15 protein-coding genes are annotated in these 14,894 nt (G+C 42.4%); 13 read left to right on the top strand and 2 right to left on the bottom strand.

Annotation, left to right across the window (positions count from 1 at the left end):
* Window positions 1–154: 154 nt before the first annotated feature.
* Window positions 155–775 (bottom strand): recombinase family protein, encoded by a 621-nt coding sequence (locus ACOQON_RS07665; RefSeq protein WP_420578335.1) that lies wholly within the window; start codon window positions 773–775, stop codon window positions 155–157.
* Window positions 776–940: 165 nt separating this feature from the next.
* The gene (locus tag ACOQON_RS07660; RefSeq protein WP_420578334.1) at window positions 941–1,597 is read right to left on the bottom strand and encodes a metal-dependent transcriptional regulator; all 657 of its coding nucleotides are present in this window, start codon (window positions 1,595–1,597) and stop codon (window positions 941–943) included.
* A gap of 85 nt (window positions 1,598–1,682) precedes the next feature.
* Here ACOQON_RS07660 and ACOQON_RS07655 point away from each other — a divergent pair, with 85 nt between their 5' ends.
* The 13 genes from ACOQON_RS07655 (at window position 1,683) to ACOQON_RS07595 (ending at window position 14,882) form a co-directional block, all read left to right on the top strand.
* Window positions 1,683–2,876: a di-heme oxidoredictase family protein gene (locus ACOQON_RS07655; protein WP_420578333.1), complete on the top strand. Its 1,194-nt coding sequence runs from the start codon at window positions 1,683–1,685 to the stop codon at window positions 2,874–2,876.
* Between the two features lie 2 nt (window positions 2,877–2,878).
* A complete protein-coding gene (locus ACOQON_RS07650) occupies window positions 2,879–3,310 on the top strand; it encodes a Rieske (2Fe-2S) protein (RefSeq protein WP_420578332.1) in 432 nt (143 codons plus the stop codon).
* On the top strand, window positions 3,307–4,539 hold the full coding sequence (locus tag ACOQON_RS07645; protein ID WP_420578331.1) for a hypothetical protein: 1,233 nt from the start codon (window positions 3,307–3,309) through the stop codon (window positions 4,537–4,539). Before ACOQON_RS07650 ends, ACOQON_RS07645 begins: the two co-directional genes overlap by 4 nt.
* Window positions 4,540–4,542: 3 nt before the next feature.
* Complete coding sequence (locus ACOQON_RS07640) at window positions 4,543–4,944, top strand: Fur family transcriptional regulator (RefSeq protein WP_420578330.1); 402 nt, start codon at window positions 4,543–4,545, stop codon at window positions 4,942–4,944.
* Window positions 4,901–5,296 (top strand): DUF6660 family protein, encoded by a 396-nt coding sequence (locus ACOQON_RS07635; RefSeq protein ID WP_420578329.1) that lies wholly within the window; start codon window positions 4,901–4,903, stop codon window positions 5,294–5,296. Before ACOQON_RS07640 ends, ACOQON_RS07635 begins: the two co-directional genes overlap by 44 nt.
* Window positions 5,297–5,388: 92 nt before the next feature.
* Window positions 5,389–9,804 (top strand): CusA/CzcA family heavy metal efflux RND transporter, encoded by a 4,416-nt coding sequence (locus ACOQON_RS07630; protein WP_420578328.1) that lies wholly within the window; start codon window positions 5,389–5,391, stop codon window positions 9,802–9,804.
* Between the two features lie 28 nt (window positions 9,805–9,832).
* On the top strand, window positions 9,833–11,059 hold the full coding sequence (locus ACOQON_RS07625; RefSeq protein ID WP_350206443.1) for an efflux RND transporter periplasmic adaptor subunit: 1,227 nt from the start codon (window positions 9,833–9,835) through the stop codon (window positions 11,057–11,059).
* 157 nt (window positions 11,060–11,216) lie between these two features.
* Window positions 11,217–11,558 (top strand): P-II family nitrogen regulator, encoded by a 342-nt coding sequence (locus ACOQON_RS07620; RefSeq protein ID WP_219956396.1) that lies wholly within the window; start codon window positions 11,217–11,219, stop codon window positions 11,556–11,558.
* Between the two features lie 8 nt (window positions 11,559–11,566).
* Window positions 11,567–11,941 carry a zinc-ribbon domain-containing protein gene (locus ACOQON_RS07615; protein ID WP_350206442.1) on the top strand — a complete coding sequence of 125 codons (375 nt, stop codon included), beginning with the start codon at window positions 11,567–11,569 and terminating at the stop codon, window positions 11,939–11,941.
* 13 nt (window positions 11,942–11,954) lie between these two features.
* Window positions 11,955–12,833 carry an SPFH domain-containing protein gene (locus ACOQON_RS07610; protein ID WP_350215423.1) on the top strand — a complete coding sequence of 293 codons (879 nt, stop codon included), beginning with the start codon at window positions 11,955–11,957 and terminating at the stop codon, window positions 12,831–12,833.
* A gap of 29 nt (window positions 12,834–12,862) precedes the next feature.
* A complete protein-coding gene (locus ACOQON_RS07605) occupies window positions 12,863–13,081 on the top strand; it encodes an SHOCT domain-containing protein (protein ID WP_201921460.1) in 219 nt (72 codons plus the stop codon).
* Window positions 13,082–13,145: 64 nt separating this feature from the next.
* The gene (locus tag ACOQON_RS07600; protein ID WP_420578327.1) at window positions 13,146–13,919 is read left to right on the top strand and encodes a helix-turn-helix domain-containing protein; all 774 of its coding nucleotides are present in this window, start codon (window positions 13,146–13,148) and stop codon (window positions 13,917–13,919) included.
* Window positions 13,920–13,991: 72 nt separating this feature from the next.
* Window positions 13,992–14,882: a bestrophin family protein gene (locus tag ACOQON_RS07595; RefSeq protein WP_420578326.1), complete on the top strand. Its 891-nt coding sequence runs from the start codon at window positions 13,992–13,994 to the stop codon at window positions 14,880–14,882.
* Window positions 14,883–14,894: the final 12 nt, after the last annotated feature.

The following is a 14,894-nucleotide window of genomic DNA, read 5'->3' as shown; positions in this document are numbered from 1 at the left end:
GATTGACGATTGAGTTAGTAAAGTAAATCAATAAAACTTGACTTATAAGACAAGTTTTAATTCGCAAACGGTTTCTGGAATTTACAATTCATAAAAAATAGAAAATGAAGTATAGAAAATTTATACTCCCGATTGCCAATATTGTTGCATTTGGTTAGTATACATTATTACAATCCTTAACCTTCTTAATTGTATTTGGTGAACATTTACATAATTTTTGAATCTCTCGAGAAGAGTATCCTTTCGAAAGATATTTTTGAATGTCTTCATGCTTTGCTAGAAAGCTTCCCCTATCCTCTGTTGAACCAATCTTTCTTCCAGTTGTCAATCCTTTTGCTTTACGAGACCTTATGCCAGATTTAATTCGATAACTCATTTGTTCACTTTCTAATCTGGCCAAGTCTGCCATAATAGTAACAATCAATTTAGTGAAAATTTCACTTGATGAATCAGCCTTATTAATAGTTGTTCCAAGGTTATGTATATATATAGCAACATTTTGATTTTTTAGATCTTCAATTAGCCCCAATACCTCATGTGTATTTCGGCCAAGCCTGGAAACTTCTGAAACCATAATGCATTCCACTTCTTGAGATTTTACATATTCTAAAGCTTTTTGAAGGACTGGTCTATTTTCAACTGAAACAGAAAAGCCTGAGATTTTTTCAGAGAAGATTTTTATAACATCAAATCCCTTCAAGGATTTCATATCATTTACTTGTCTTAAAGTAGATTGATCTTTTGTTGAAACTCTTGTGTATAGTATCGCTCTCATGTTACAATTTAATCACAAGCTAGATAAATAACGATTTAATATAATATTATAAAGCATTAGCAGTGATTCAAGCTATGTTTGATAACATAGTTAAAATAATAACGTTAGATTTTAGTTCGGATCTTTTAAAGGCTTGACAAAGAAGCATACATTCGATAAATGTAATTACCCCGAAACATACACATTCTCAGCAACCTTTTGAGAAACCATTCGAGTTTCTCCTTCGATTTCAACATCCAAAGATCCATCAAACTCGTGATGTGATTTGATAAGGATTTTACTATTGATCACAAGGCCCAATTGGGTGATGTGCTGAAGGAATGCCGGAGAATCATTCTTAACCCCAACAACTTTTAGCGGCTTGCCGACTGATTCATTTTCTAAAGTGGTTTTATGCATTCCTCTAATCTTGCCATTGGCATCCGGTATTGGATCACCATGTGGATCATACTCAGGAAAACCCAGAAGCTTATCTAACTGATCTACTAGTTTTTTGGACTTAATGTGTTCCAGTTGCTCGGCTACCTCATGAATTTCATCCCAGGTAAATTCCATTTTCTCCACCAGAAACGTTTCCCACAATCGGTGTTTTCTTATCACAGCAAATGCAATTGTTTCACCCTCTTTCAGCAGTGATATAGCACCGTATTTTTTGTAATCAATGAATCCCTTTTCTTTTAGCTTCTTTAGCATACTACTCACCGTAGCAGGAGATATTCCAAGATGACTCGCAAGTTCATTGGTACCAAGTTCCTTCCCGTTTCGATTCAGGTTTAGGCTGTAGATGGCTTTCAGATAATTCTCCTCTGTGATAGTGATCATGTTTCAAAAGTAAGTATCGCATGTCTTATTTAAAAGTTTGATATGTCTAACTTTAATTAATAGATTTGTATAAAATTATTTTGAGATGAATAAAATAATAATATACCTGAGCATTGTCACTTTTGTGTTGGCTATTTCATGTGAGGAAATAATACCAGCTGCTCCTGCTGAAAATGAGCTGCTGGATGGCCCTACGGAAGGCTTATCCCATGCTGAGCAAAGACAATTTTTGGATGGAGATATTGCTTTTAATGACGAGGTGTTTTCATTGGAAAATGGACTTGGACCAGGCTTTGTTGCCACGTCCTGTGGAAGCTGTCATGCAGGAGATGGCAAAGGTCATCCTTTTACCACGCTCACTAGATTTGGTCAATCACTGCCAAACACATTGCCGGATCTATCTATTGGAGGCCCTCAACTCCAAAACCGAGCAATACCAGGGTTTGAACCTGAAAAACTACCAGATGGTATTCCATTCATGAAGTTTACTCCACCGGCTGTCACTGGGTTAGGATTCCTTGCAGCACTTTCAGATCAACAGATTCTGCAGAATGTGGATTCTCTTGATGAAGATGGTGATGGTATCTCCGGAAAACCAAATTACATAACACCACCAGACTATTTTGAACAGAAAACAATTCATCAGCCTGTCAATGATAAAATCATTGGACGTTTTGGGAAGAAAGCTGCGGCTATTGATTTGCTTCAACAAACCGTAGGTGCCTACAATCAGGATATGGGAATTACTTCAACTTTTGAGCCAATTGATCCTTACAGCCAGCTTTCCACCGATCCGGAAGTTTCGGATCAAACGATCCGTGATGTGGTCTTTTATCTCAGAACATTAAAGGCCCCTATTTCTAGATCGGAAGAAAACACAGTGGTACTACAAGGGAAGTCAATATTTACCCAAATTCAGTGCGCCTCATGTCATATTCCCGAATGGACAACCCCAGAGTCTGATATCGAAGCATTATCGAATAGGACATTCTACCCGTACACGGATTTGTTGCTACATGATATGGGCCCAGGTCTGGATGATGGTGCCACCGAAGGATCTGCTGAAACATACGAATGGCGGACTCCACCATTATGGGGCTTGGGGCTTTCCCCCAATTCGCAAGGTGGGTCATTCTTCTTAATGCATGATGGACGAGCCGGAAGTATTGAAGAAGCTATCCTGCTTCATGGCGGAGAAGCTGACAACAGTAAAAATCAATTTGTCTCTCTTTCTGAAGATGATAAAGAGGCACTCATTAAGTTTCTCAAATCTCTTTAGATATGGAACGAAGAGAATTTGTCAGGAAATGCGGAATGGGCTGCCTCGGTATAGTGGCAACAGGTTTACTCCTTGAAGGATGTGCTGGAACCCGATACATTTCTGGGAATATAGAAGGCTCCTATCTGAGTCTGCCTGAAGCAGCTTTTTTAAAAGAGGAAAATAACTATTTAAAGCATGTAGTGGTGCAGAATGAAGCATTACAATATCCAGTAGTTGTTTTCCGCTTCCATGACAATGAGTACAAAGCCTTGCTCATGAAATGCACACACCAAGGCACGGAACTTCAGGTATTTGGAGACCGCCTACAGTGTCCTGCTCATGGAAGTGAGTTTACACAAGACGGGAGTGTTCAAAATGGCCCGGCGGATACATCGCTTAGAAGTTTCCCAATTATAAAAGAAAGTAAAACACTTAAAATCGATTTATCATGAGGAAGTTTGGTTGGATACTTATAACAATAACATCTCTGCTTTCGATAGATGCAAAGGCTCAAATAGACAGTACGTTACTCAAGCGTACACCAGTTGATACGGCAAAAAACCTACTTAATATGGATGCTGTTTACAACAGACCTTTCCTGCAGGTTGGTAAGTTGCCTGTATCGGTAGGTGGATATATTGAGGCAGATTATGGATACATTGGTGAAGATGGTGTGACTGATGGTCATAGCTTCCGAGTCCCGCGAATGACGCTTTTTGTTGCTTCCTCAATACATAGAAAAATCAAGTTTCTTTCTGAGATAGAATTTGAGGAAGGTGGAGAAGAGGTAGCCATAGAGTTTGCGGCACTTGACATCAGTATGCATCCTCTTTTGAATCTACGTGGCGGAATCGTGATGAATCCAATCGGAGCATTCAATCAAAATCACGATGGACCTAAATGGGAGTTTGTGGATCGCCCAATAGCTGCAACGGATATGCTGCCAGCAACCTGGAGTAATGTTGGCTTTGGACTTTATGGTAAATATTACATGAAAGAATGGGCATTTGGATATGAAGCCTACCTGACCAATGGATTCAATGATGCCATTATCAATAACGGAGAGAATCGCACGTTTTTACCCGCATCTAAAGAAAACAAGGAGCGGTTTGAAGAATCATCTAACGGAGAGCCATTGCTGACAGGAAAAATAGCTGTAAGACATAACAAGGTTGGTGAAATTGGCCTTTCATATATGGGAGGAATTTACAACACCTATGAAAAAGACGGCTTGATATTAGATGATAAAAGGAGACTGAACGTGTATGCGATTGATTTTAATACGACAATTCCTGTAACCAAGACCTTTATTGTCGGTGAGTGGGCGTGGATAAACATCGATGTGCCTAGTACTTTTTCTCAGCAATTTGGAGATCAACAAAAAGGAGGTTTTGTAGACTTTGTTCAGCCGATTCTTACCGGGGATTTGTTTGGCTTCAATAACGCTTCTTTCAATGTTGCTATGCGTTTGGAATATGTTGATTGGAATGACGGGACATTCCGTGAAACAGGAGGAAATATCGGAGATGAAATTTGGGCAGTAGTTCCGGCGATAAGTTTTCGCCCCACCGCTCAGACAGTGATTCGATTAAACTATCGATTCATGGAACAAACCGATATTCTGGGCAATCCACCTGCTAAGATCTCAGGTATCCAGTTTGGCGTTTCTTCGTATTTTTAGTCAATGCTCGAACAAAAACTTAAAAATAGAGACATCAAACCAACAGCCATGCGGCTGTTAGTACTCAGAAAGCTCGTAGAATCAGGAGCAGCAATAAGTCTCAGTGATCTTGAAACAAAATTTGAACGGGCAGATAAAGCTACGCTTTACAGAACCCTCAAAACCTTTGAAGACAAGAAGCTCATTCACAGTATTGATGATGGAACCGGTGCGGTGAAATATGCCCTCTGCGAAGAAGGCTGTGAATGCGAACCCCAGGATCAACACATCCACTTTCATTGTGTGGGATGTGGCGAAACTTATTGCCTAACTCAGTCTAAAATCCCTCAAACAAACATTCCAACAGGTTTCAAGGCAGCCAGTGCCAGCATGGTCTACAAAGGCACATGCGCGAACTGCTCCTAAACTTTGCAAACAAGTTGCACTCCTTTTTCGTTATACTTGCATAGTGAAATTTTCCGCATTCATATTATCGCTGTTTCTGTTAGGGCTATCGGTAGCACCGTGTGCGGATGAAACCACAGCAGATAGCATCGAGGTTTCATACGAACAACCTGGTTCGGATCAGGACCACAATGAATCCGAAGATTTATGTTCTCCTTTATGTGTTTGTCATTGCTGCCATTCACATCTTGTCGTTCAGCAAACTTTTATAAGTGAATTAGGTATCCTTACATTTCCTCTCCAGGGAAGCACCTATACAGATCCAATAACATCAGGATTTGTCGGCTCACTGCTACAGCCACCTCAGGTTTAAAATCAGTTTCATAAGGACAACTCCGTCCAACTCGATCCTACTCTAAAGGATCGAAACAGAATCATTTTAACTGATACTAAATCATTTCATACATGATCAATAAAATCATATCGTTCTCGATAAAGAACAAATTCATTGTGGGGTTACTCACACTTGCACTCATAGGTGTGGGGATCTATTCCATGTCCACGGTCAATCTGGGTTCCGTCCCTGATATCACCAATAACCAGGTACAGGTGATGACGGTTTCACCCAATCTGGCTACTGAGGATATCGAGCAGTTCGTTACCTATCCTGTCGAGTTGGCCATGGGCAACCTTCCTGGAGTGGATGAGATTCGCTCTGTTTCACGATTTGGCCTGTCGGTGGTGACCATCGTCTTTGAAGATGACATGGGCACCTATTTGCCACGCCAACTGGTGCAGGAAAAACTGAACGAACTCCAGGAGACCATTCCCCAAAAGTTCGGAAGTCCCACTATGGGGCCAATTTCTACAGGTTTGGGGCAGATTTACGAATACACCATCCAACCTCAGGAGGGTTTTGAAACAAAATACTCACCAACAGACCTGCGAACCATTCAGGACTGGATTGTAAAACGACAGCTTACGCTACTGGATGGAGTAGTTGAAATCAACTCATTTGGGGGTTACATCAAGCAATACGAGGTAGCCATCAATCCTGAAAAGCTCAACGCACAAAACGTTAGCATATCACAGGTATATGAAGCACTGGCGAGGAACAATGTCAACACCGGAGGGGCTTATATTGAGAAGAATCGAATGTCCAACTTCATAAGAGGAGAAGGATTGATTCGCTCATTAGACGACATTCGAAAAATTGTTATCAAAACCGAAAATGGCATTCCCGTTACCATTGGGGATGTAGCTTCTAAAGTCCATTTTGGACACCAGGTACGCTATGGAGCATTCACACAGGATGGCCGTGAATCGGTGGGCGGCATCATCATGATGCTAAAAGGTTCCAACCCGAATGCGGTCATACAAAATGTGAAAGAGCGAATGGAAGAGGTCGAGAAATCGCTTCCTGAAGGATTGGAAATCAATACCATCATAGACAGAAGTGATCTTATTTCCAGAACTACCAGTACCGTGCAAACCAACCTGATCGAAGGAGCACTCATCGTGATATTTGCGCTCGTCATTCTATTGGGAAGTTTGCGTGGTGGCATCATCACGGCCACTACTATTCCACTTTCATTGCTTTTTGCCTTCATACTCATGAAGCAATTCAATGTCTGGGCCAACCTGATGAGTTTGGGTGCCATTGACTTTGGAATCATTATCGATGGAGCCGTAATCATCATTGAAGGAACGGTCTATGAAATCCAGAAACGCATACGCTCTGGTAAAATTAAGTTCAACCAAGGTGTCATGGACGAGGTAGCTTTTGAGTCCGGAAGCACCATGATGGGTTCTGCCTTTTTCGGTCAGATTATCATTCTCATTGTGTTCGCTCCGATCCTGTTTCTGACAGGTGTTGAGGGTAAGATGTTCCAGCCGATGGCCTACACCTTTGGTTTTGCCATGATTGGTGCCATTTTCCTTTGTCTGACGTACGTGCCAATGATGTCAGCCTTATTTATGAAGCCCATCCAAAACAAAAAGAACTGGTTTGGGAAGTTTGAACGCTGGTTGGAAAAGGTGAGTGACAAAATAATCGGCGGTATTCATAAGGCCTACCTGCCATTGCTAAAAAGTGCCCTCCGTTTTAAGGCTATCGTAATCATTGTGGCTATTGTGCTGCTGGGAGTTGCCGGATTTACATTTTCGCGTATGGGTGGGGAATTTGTCCCTCAGCTGGATGAAGGAGACCTGGCCATGCAGGCATTGATACGACCGGGAAGTTCGCTCACAGAGTCTAATGAAGTCTCCATGAAAATTGAAAAGCTCTTGCTTGAAAACTTTCCTGAGATCAAAACGGTCACCTCACGCATTGGTGTTGCAGATATACCCACAGACCCAATGCCCATGGACATAGCGGATATGTACATCATTCTGGAAAAGGACAAAGACAAGTGGGTTTCCGCAGCAACCAAAGACGAGCTAATTGATCAAATCAAAGACAAACTCGATGAACAGCTCGTTGGGGTTAACCTCGTCTTTACCCAGCCTGTGGAATTACGGTTCAACGAATTGCTTGAAGGAGTACGGGAAGATATTGCGGTCAAGCTATACGGTGAAGATTTAGAGGTTTTAGCCACCAAGGTTCAGGAGATGGCGGAGATCATTTCCACAGTACCGGGTGCCGGAGATGTCAATGCTGAGCGGACCTCAGGACTTCCCCAAATGACAGTGAATTACAATCGTAATAAGATAGCTCAATACGGGTTAGATATTCAAAAACTCAATGAGTATGTCAGCTCAGCTTTTGCAGGTGGGGTGGCCGGAGTGGTTTTTGAAGGCGAGAAGCGATTCGATCTGGTCATACGCTTTGACGATGCACATCGCAAAAGCATAGATGACTTACGGACACTCTATATCGATCTACCGGATGGGACTCAAGTTCCCATAAAAGAGGTAGCAGATATTAGCTATGTACCTGGACCGATGCAGATCTCCAGGGACAACACCTACCGTAGAACGTATGTTGGAGTGAATGTGAGAGGACGCGATGTGGAGTCGGTGGTGAATGACATACAGGCCAAATTGGATGCGCAGTTGGATCTGCCGGCCGGGTACTACATCACCTACGGTGGAGAGTTTGAAAACCTGCAAAGAGCGAAAAGCAGATTAATGATCGTAGTGCCAATAGCCCTCTTTCTGATTTTTGTTTTGCTCTACTTTGCCTTAGAGTCATTTTCTCAATCCATTATGATCTACATGGCTATTCCCCTGGCGGCTATTGGGGGCGTATTTGCTATGTGGTTGAGGGATATGCCATTTAGTATTTCTGCTGGTGTCGGGTTCATTGTGCTGTTTGGCGTGGCGGTCCTCAATGGTCTTGTATTGATCAACCGCTTCAATTCATTGAAGGAAGAAGGGGTGACGAGTATTAGAGAGAGAATTTTAACAGGAACAAAAGAACGAATCAGACCTATTATGTTGACAGCAACTACAGACATTTTCGGATTTTTACCCATGGCATTTTCAGCCTCTGCAGGAGCGGAAGTACAACGACCATTGGCTACCGTAGTGATTGGTGGTATGCTCACTGCCACCCTACTTACTCTAGTGGTTCTTCCGGTGCTCTACACGTTTGTAGAAGGCAGAAGTGACAAAAGAAAAAGCCTGAAAGCACCGAATGCCAATGTGATTATTGCCCTGATCGTTTGTGGTGGATTGTTTGGATTACCGGCTGTGGGAAATGCGCAGGAAACCAAGTCTGTGAATACGTTGGATGAAGCCATTGAAATAGGATTGGCCAATAATGGGAATGTTAAAGTGGCCAAAACCAACATTGACGTTCAACGACAAGGAAAGAAGGCCGCATTCAACCCGGGCAAGACAGGTATTGGCATGCAATACGGACAATACAACAGCTTTGAAAATGATTTTTCTTTCAATGTTGGCCAGTCCTTTGAATTTCCTACGGTTTACGGCAAACAGCGCAATCTGGCAAATGAACGGGTTGAGGGGAGTCAAAAACAGCTAGCTGTTACAGAGAACGAACTCAAAGCGAGTATCCGACAAGCCTGGTACGAGCTGGCCTATTTGCACGAGACCAGAAACCTGTTGCTTTACCAGGACTCCATCTATGGAAGGTTCCTCAATGCCGCAACTATCCGGTTTGAGACGGAAGCTACCAGTTATTTGGAAAAAGCGGCCGCAGAAACGCAGGTGATGGAAGTCCAGAATCAGTTGAAGCTATTGGAAGCCGATATGATCATCCAGGAAAAACAGCTTCAGATCCTGCTTAATGACACCACGGATTTGGCTTTTGCGCCCTCCGGTCTGGAGGAACGACAGGTTTTGGCACTCCAGGATCGTGCACTGATTGCAAACAATCCATTTCTGCAGTTTACACAGCAGCAGGTGGAGATTGCGGATGCGCAGAAATCCGTTGTTTCTTCCAAATTAATGCCTGAGTTTTTTGTGGGGTATTTCAACCAGTCACTGATTGGTGGTGAAACAGCAGATGGTGGTGTTGCAACATCTTCTGACCGGTTTGGAGGCATACAGGCAGGCATAGCCATTCCATTGTTTTTTGGCTCCTATAAGGCAGACATTAAGGCCGCCAGCCTGCGTGAACAAATGGCTAAAACCAATCTGGAATACTTCCGAACCACCGTCCAGGGACAATTTAGTCAGCAGGTAGAAGAAGTAAATAAGTTCCGCAATAGTCTGGAATACTACAATGAAAAAGCGATTCCCCAGGCCAATCTAATCTTAGATAATGCCCAGAAGAGCTTTGAGAGCGGGAACATTGATTATGTAGAATACTTTCAAAATCTCAACCAGGCCCTGAACCTCAAATTCAATTACCTCAATACGCTTAATGGATACAACCAGGCGGTCATCAACCTGGAGTTCCTGATCGGTCAATAAAATTTAAAGAAACATAAAATAGCAAATAATGAAAAAGCAAATCATATATATACTGGCATTGGTACTGATGGTATCGGTATTTACCGGTTGCGGAAGCAAGTCTGCTGATAACACGGAAGAAGCTTCTCATGAACATAAAGAAGGTGAAGAAGGACATGAGGACGAAGGACACGAAGAAGAAGGAATGGCCGAGCTTCACCTTTCGGACCTCAAATTTAAAAGTCTGGGGATAAAGATTGATGCGCTACCCACTCGCGCACTATCGGACGTAGTAGAGGCCAACGGTCAGCTAGAAGTACCTCCACAGCATGAGGCTACCGTTACCGCTATTCTGGGGGCCAATGTGACTTCCATCAAAGTGATAGAGGGAGACAAGGTAAGAAAAGGTCAGATATTGGCTTACCTGGCTCACCCCAATCTGAGCAGTATTCAATCCAACTATGTAAGGGCATATAGCCAGTTGCAATACCTGGAGAAAGAACACGCACGTCAAAAAAAGCTCTATGAAGAAAATGTGGGCTCGGGAAAGACCTATCAGCAAACCTTAGCTGACTATCAAACCACAAAAGGTGAAGCAAAAGGCTATGAAGCCCAGCTCAAACAACTCAGTTTGAATGTAGAGAAGATACGGCAGGGAGAAATATATGAGCAAGTGCCTGTGGTTAGCCCTATAAGTGGCTACATAGAAAAAGTAGAAGTTCAGTTAGGACAGTTCGTAGATCCTCAGACCGTAATGTTTAGGGTTGTTAATACCGACCACATCCATGCCGACCTGATGGTGTTTGAAAAGGATGTTTATAAAGTAAAGAAAGGACAAAAAATAACCTTCACCGTGGAGTCGGTTCCCGGAGCTACTTTGACGGCCGATATTTATTCTGTTGGCAAACAATTCGAGCAAAACCCGAAAGCAGTGCATGTACACGCTGAAATTGATCAAAAAGAAGATTTTCTGATTCCCGGGATGTACATCAATGGAAGAATCCATACCAACAGCCGGGAAGTTATGGCCTTACCGGAAGATGCCATCATAGAAGAAGAAGGCAAGCCTTATATTTTTATTGCGGAATCTCATCAGGAAGACGGAGAAACCGAATGGGCATTTAAACCAGTGGAAATTCGAACAGGCATTATCGATGAAGGATGGGTAGAGATCAAGCTGCTGGAGGCGTTACCCGAGGGTACTAAAGTAGCCTGGAACAACGCCTATTATCTTATAGGAGAGATGAAAAAAGGTGATACAGAGCACGGCCATTAAGTGCCAAGTGGGTGAGGAATAGTTGGTGATTAAAGGTTGGCAAAGGGCAGTTGGCAAGTAGGCAAACACTGAAAGTGAGCTTGCAACACAATTACCAACTGCCTTTTTGCCCCTTACCAACTTTATTAATTGATTAAAAATTATAACGACTAAAAAGATGAAAGAAATAAAAGCATTTATAAAGCCAAAAAGAGTACAGGTAGTGGTAAAGTCTCTGCGGGATGCAGGGTTTGAAAGTGTCACACTATCCAAAGGAGAAGGTACGGGAGCTTATAAGGATCCTGATGCATCTCCTTCCCTGAATTTTCATTTTACCGATAGCCCGATAGTAAAACTGGAGCTTGTTTGCCAAAATGAAGAAATGGATAAAGCAGTGCAATTGATATGCGGAAAGGCTCAAACGCCTGATCCGGGCGATGGAATCATTTACGTTTCTGAAATAGATGATGCCTACAGAATAAAGACCGGAAAGTCTATCAAAAGATTTGATATGAAGTGAAAAATGTCATGGAGTTTCCAATTGAAAAAATGAGGCAATTAGCCAGGACAAGGGGTGGGCTTTGTTTATCAGACTTATATATCAACAGCAAGTCCAAATTGTGGTGGCAATGTGCAAAAGGCCACCGGTGGCAGGCCACCCCTTTTAGTGTGAAGATACGGAAAAGCTGGTGCCCTGAATGTGCTAACAACGTTCCGCATGGAATAGAGAAGATGCAATTCCTGGCTCATGCAAAGGAAGGTAAGTGTCTTTCTAACGAATACATAAACTCCAAAATACCCTTGAGGTGGCAATGTAAAAACGGTCATCGTTTCCGGGCTACCGCTGATAGTGTGATTCAGGGGAGTTGGTGCAGGAAATGTAGGGATAATTTGAAAAATTAAAATTGATATTATTATGAAAGCTATAAAAGTTTTAATTCCCATGATTACGGCATTTATGCTGTTGCAGGGATGTGCCATTGTAAGGCCCGGAGAGGTGGGTGTAGATGTGCATTTTGGAAAGGTGAAACCAGCGGTAATGAAGCCGGGCCCTCATCATTTTATGGGGTTTATTGGGAGGAAAATAGAACGTTTTGACACGCGGATTGTCAATTACTCCCGGGAACTCAATTTCCATACAAAAGAAGGGATTGAGGTAAGCTCTGAAATAACCATATTATACCATATTGTTCCTGATTCGGTCATTCGCATTTATCAGGATTTTGGTGGCGGTTATCAGGAAACGGTCATTGAGGATAATTTAATCACAATCCTTCGGCAAACGGGACTTGATTATAAAGCCACTCAGTTGATTACCGAACGAAATAACATCGAAAATACTATTAAAGAAAAAATGAATGGGGTGATCGGTGAATATGGTTTTGCCATGGACCTGGTAATGCTTAAAGAAGTCGATTTACCACAGGCAGTGGTGGAGACCATCGAAGCTCAGCTCAATGCAGACGAGATAGCCAAGAAGACAAAAATCGAGAATGAGATAAAAAGGAACCAGTTGGATTTTGAGCTGGAGAAACAAAAGAAAGAAAAGGAGATGGCCATCATTACAGAGCGTTTGCAAATCAATTTCAACATTGAGAAGCAGAAGAAAGAGGCGGAAAGGCTATTGATTGAGGCAGAGGCTATCAAAAAGCAGCAGGCCATCATCAACGCCACCCTGAATGACCGGCTCATCAAATACAAGAGCCTGGAAATCACCAGGGAGCTGGTCGGCTCTAAGAACACTAAAGTAATTGTAACCGATGGTAAATCACCGGTAATTGTAAACGACAATTAAATATATGTTTAACCTTAAAATCTACAGCTATGATGCACGATTGGTATTTCGGAGGAATGCATTGGATCTGGTGGATCTTGTGGCTTATCCTCCTATGCTGGATATTCTTAATCCCTTACCCTACGCCCGGACAAAACAGACGGAAGGATAAGGCCATGGAAGCCCTGAGAGAGCGATATGCCCGGGGCGAGATATCCGATGAGGAATTTGAACAAAAGAAGAAAGTCCTTCAGGATAAGAAGAAGTAGTTACACAGCCACAGGTGTATCCCAAGCGAGGTGACACCTGTGGTTTATAAAAGGATATTGTAAAATGAAAAACCAGAGATTTCTTGCTTATATACTTATTGGATTAACCTTTGGACTATTTGTGATACAGCCCCTGGCTATTTCACTTCACATGTATGACATGCAGGGAGATAACGGCAGTTGGTGGGAATATCTTCCTCCCGCATATCAGCAGGTTGCTGGTTCATGGGATTTAGATCAGGCCGTCATCAAATTGCTATTCGGGTTGCTGGGCATTGCCTTGTCGCTTATGTTTATGGTCAGGCAAAAAATATTTCAGCTTACCATAAGAAGGGATAGGTTGGAGGAGATCAGGGAGTTGATTGCGGCAGGAGAAAACCAGCAAGTTGAGTTCAAATCTACCTTAAGGTGGGATTTGAGACAGTTTAAGCCGAATAAGGCTCTGGAAGACGTAGTAGCCAAAACAATTGCCGGATTTATGAATACCCGGGGAGGGCACCTATTTATTGGTATTGACGATGATGGACAGGCACAAGGTTTACATGAAGATTATGCAAGCCTGAAAAAACCGGGACGAGATGGTTTTGAGCAGTATATAATGCAACTGATCTCCACCAAATTAGGGACAAATTATTGCGCTCTGATAGATGTTTCTTTTTTCCAAATAGAAGGGCTTGATGTCTGTCATCTTGAGATTAAACATGCGCACTCTCCGGTCTATCTGCATCAGGACGACCATTCACACTTTTATATCCGTACAGGAAATGGTACGCGTGAGCTTGACATACCCGAAGCGTTAAATTATATTGAAGAAAACTTAAATGGTCGCTCATTGTGACAAGGAATTTATCACAGCTCTATTATTGGAGTAACCATAAAACCAAAATCAGATCAACAAAACTGAATTAAAATGCTCTTAAATAAAAGAATATCCATACTTGACTTTATTAAAACCATTAAGGTTGATATAGTACTTATCTCCTCGTATGCGGTTGTGGTAGGCATTTTCGATCAATACGGATTTCTTGACAAAATTTCGGTTCCTATTGGCGTCACTGCCGTTTTTGGTACCGCGGTAGCCTTGCTGTTGGGTTTTCGAACCAATCAAGCCTATGAACGGTGGTGGGAAGCCCGTATTATTTGGGGTGCTATTGTCAACGATTCCAGAACACTGGTTAGGCAGTGTGTTTCATTTTTTGAAAGAAGCAACGAAAGCTATGAAGCCCTGGTCGCGGAAATGGCCAATCGTCAGATCATTTGGTGCTATGCGCTTGGTGAATCGTTAAGAAAACTACCTTTTTCCCACAGGGTCATTAAATACACAGAATCCAATAAGACCGAAGCTTTTAATATTCCAAATGCTTTATTGTCACAGCATTCTGAAACCCTGTTGAGGGCAAAAGAAAAAGGTATGGTCAATGATTTTCAGCAGGTGCAAATCGATAGCACCATCGCCAGGTTATGTGATTCTATGGGCAAGTGCGAACGCATAAAAAACACGGTCTTTCCCAAAGCACACAGCCTGTTGATCCATTTGATCATTTATGTGTTTGCCACCATGCTACCGTTTGGCTTATCAGATGAGTACCTGGCAGTAGAAATAGGCCTGACTATTGGTATCCCGATCATTTTTATTGCCATCGAAAAAACCTCCATTCTCATGCAGGATCCTTTTGAGAACCGCCCCCTGGATACGCCCATGACAGACCTGGCGGAAACGATAGAAATAAACATCAGGCAAATGATTGGAGAAACGGATGTTCCTGAAAAGAAAAAACCGACAGACTATTATGTTTTATAGCACAAAATATTA

Source organism: Ekhidna sp. (assembly GCF_965221965.1).
GTDB lineage: Bacteria > Bacteroidota > Bacteroidia > Cytophagales > Cyclobacteriaceae > Ekhidna.
Note: the sequence above shows the minus strand (reverse complement) of the source record. Positions and strands in the feature narration are given on the sequence as shown.